Here is a 2,209-nt window from a genome sequence, read left to right on the forward strand (position 1 = left end):
TCTGTTAGTGCAGCATTAATGTTTTTAAAACACTGCTCTGTTTGTTTTACAACATCATCAGATATGGTCATCGAACTGTAATCAAAACCCGTGGTACCAGAAACAAAAACCCAGTTTCCATCAACAATTGCTCTCTGATAAGCAATTTCTTGCTCAAAGATAGAACCAGAAGATATGAATTGACGACTCATTTAATTGTGGAATCTCCTTCCAAATGTATCTACAATTAAACCACTATCAACCAATCACACAGTACAGACTTACACCCCGCAGCAAAGTTAACAGCAATCTGCCACTGCCCCAGATACCCATTCCAAAACTGCGAGTAAAAAAGTCACTCCAGCCTAAAAAATCCAAATTCATTGATGTTTACTCGATGTGTGCTGCTTTTCTAATAAACAAGGCGCACAGAGACAGACACTTTTGTAAATGAATTTCTTAGTGTCTGTAAATTCGAGTATCATTCCTGTAAATGGAGGATTTAACGAAAATCTCTGCGCCTTGAGTTGGTTGAGTTTTTGAAGGCAACCCGGACAGCTAGTAATTGAGTCATCATTCTTCCTTCCTTACGTATTACAAGAATAATCTACATTACTACATTATCTCATTTCGGCAGAACTAGCATCAAATACTGTGACGGCTTGATAGTACTTCAGTAGATTGCTAGGCAATATATTCTTTGAGCAAGTCATCATTCTCAATTGGTGGGCATCAAGAAGATTAGTGGACAAAACAGACTGCCCGGCTCGTTATTTTTGAGTGGGGCATCCGCGACTTTGAGCAAATAGCTTGACGGGTTACAGGATATGTTTGCTGGTGATGAAAGAAGTAGCGACACCGAACAGCCCGTCGTAGACATCGCTCTTAAAGCAAAGCGTAGCCAATCGATTTTCTCTATTACTGCCGAAAGTTCTGCTGATGTGGACTATTGGAGTCATGAGCGGGGAGTTGGTGGTCAATCTGGCGTGAAGATTCGGTTTAGGAGCTTTTGTGTTAGAAAAGCTCCTGCCAAGGGAAGACTTAAAACAAGAGCCTATGTTAAAAAACTTGGCTGTAATTCGTCAGCCGAACGCTACAAATTACAAGATTACACAACAGGAATGGTAACGTGTACATGAATTAAGAGGATAGTGATCGCTCATTCGTAAGGAAAAACTAACAGTAGAGGCGATGCCTTCAGCAGGCGTTTCGCGATCGCTTCCAGAAATAGAAAAAATAAAAAGCTCCGTAATTTATCAAAAGGTAATTCCTATGAATATTGGAAATGTAAGTCCTCAGATGCAGAGAAGGTTTCAAATATTAGATGAAATGGTAGAGAAAGGTTATATAAAACCAATTAAGCCATTGTTTGACTTCTTGCCCTCATTATGTTTTGATGCCGAAAAGACTTCTGAATTTAATAATGCTCCTCAAGAACTCAAGAAAGAATTTAATCGAAATATGTTTTCTTGGTACGCATTCTGGCTAGGAATATTTGCCTTTACCCAAACTAAGTTAGAAAAAGATTACTTAATTTATTTTAGTAGTTTTATCGTCATAATATCTCTTCTCCCACCAACCCCATTTGATACAGGTTTAGGATTAGGAGCTAGTATTTTTTTGAGTCGAGCTTTTGTTTTCAGTCGCTATTATCAATACAAAAATTATGGTAGATGCCCTAGCAACAGAAATACATTTTCAGCTATTTTTATTTCACTGATTTATTTTTGCATACTAGTAATAGTTAGTGCCATTATTCAGACCATTCTTTATCCTGATACGAATTAAAATTATTAATGGATAAATTGCTAGGTTTAGGAGAATAGATAATATGCTTTCATCAAAATATTTAATATCCACATTTTCTATAATAGCTAGCATTGTATTAGTAACTAATTTGCTCAATATAGCAGATGCTGCCACTAGATTTAATCATATTGAAGTTTCAAGATGCTGAATACTGGAGACAGATTAAAAAAGCTTGGCGCTCTAATCGCAACTCTGACCAGCTTGAAGAAATTTCTACTCGCAATATCATCTGTGAAAATCCAGGATGGGGAGTTTAAAATAACAAGAACTGCGATCGCTCCCCAACCCCATGACCAGGGCAAACGCATCTAAATATTGACGAGCCTGAATCAGGGTGAAATACGCCAAGACTCAAACTACATAAGGCTTTGAGGAAATTAAATCTCACTCATTATAAAAATGATAATCATTACGAGGGGGG

5 protein-coding genes are annotated in these 2,209 nt (G+C 37.4%); 3 read left to right on the forward strand and 2 right to left on the reverse strand.

Going from position 1 to position 2,209, the window contains the following annotated elements:
- Together H6G92_RS38660 and H6G92_RS40750 are read right to left on the reverse strand one after the other, a co-directional pair.
- Positions 1-191 (reverse strand): Rid family hydrolase (locus H6G92_RS38660; protein WP_199345151.1); only part of this gene is annotated, 191 nt, incomplete at its 3' end.
- Between the two features lie 46 nt (positions 192-237).
- Positions 238-363: a hypothetical protein gene (locus H6G92_RS40750; protein WP_277926969.1), complete on the reverse strand. Its 126-nt coding sequence runs from the start codon at positions 361-363 to the stop codon at positions 238-240.
- Positions 364-806: 443 nt separating this feature from the next.
- Here H6G92_RS40750 and H6G92_RS38665 point away from each other — a divergent pair, with 443 nt between their 5' ends.
- From H6G92_RS38665 to H6G92_RS38675, 3 genes are all read left to right on the forward strand, one after another.
- Positions 807-1,118, forward strand: coding sequence for a hypothetical protein (locus tag H6G92_RS38665; protein ID WP_190902118.1), 312 nt, complete (start codon positions 807-809; stop codon positions 1,116-1,118).
- A gap of 52 nt (positions 1,119-1,170) precedes the next feature.
- Positions 1,171-1,767, forward strand: coding sequence for a hypothetical protein (locus H6G92_RS38670; RefSeq protein ID WP_190902120.1), 597 nt, complete (start codon positions 1,171-1,173; stop codon positions 1,765-1,767).
- Positions 1,768-1,892: 125 nt separating this feature from the next.
- A complete protein-coding gene (locus H6G92_RS38675) occupies positions 1,893-2,045 on the forward strand; it encodes a hypothetical protein (protein WP_190902122.1) in 153 nt (50 codons plus the stop codon).
- Positions 2,046-2,209 lie beyond the last annotated feature (164 nt).

It is taken from the genome of Nostoc foliaceum FACHB-393, assembly GCF_014698505.1.
In the GTDB taxonomy this organism is placed as follows: domain Bacteria; phylum Cyanobacteriota; class Cyanobacteriia; order Cyanobacteriales; family Nostocaceae; genus Nostoc; species Nostoc foliaceum_A.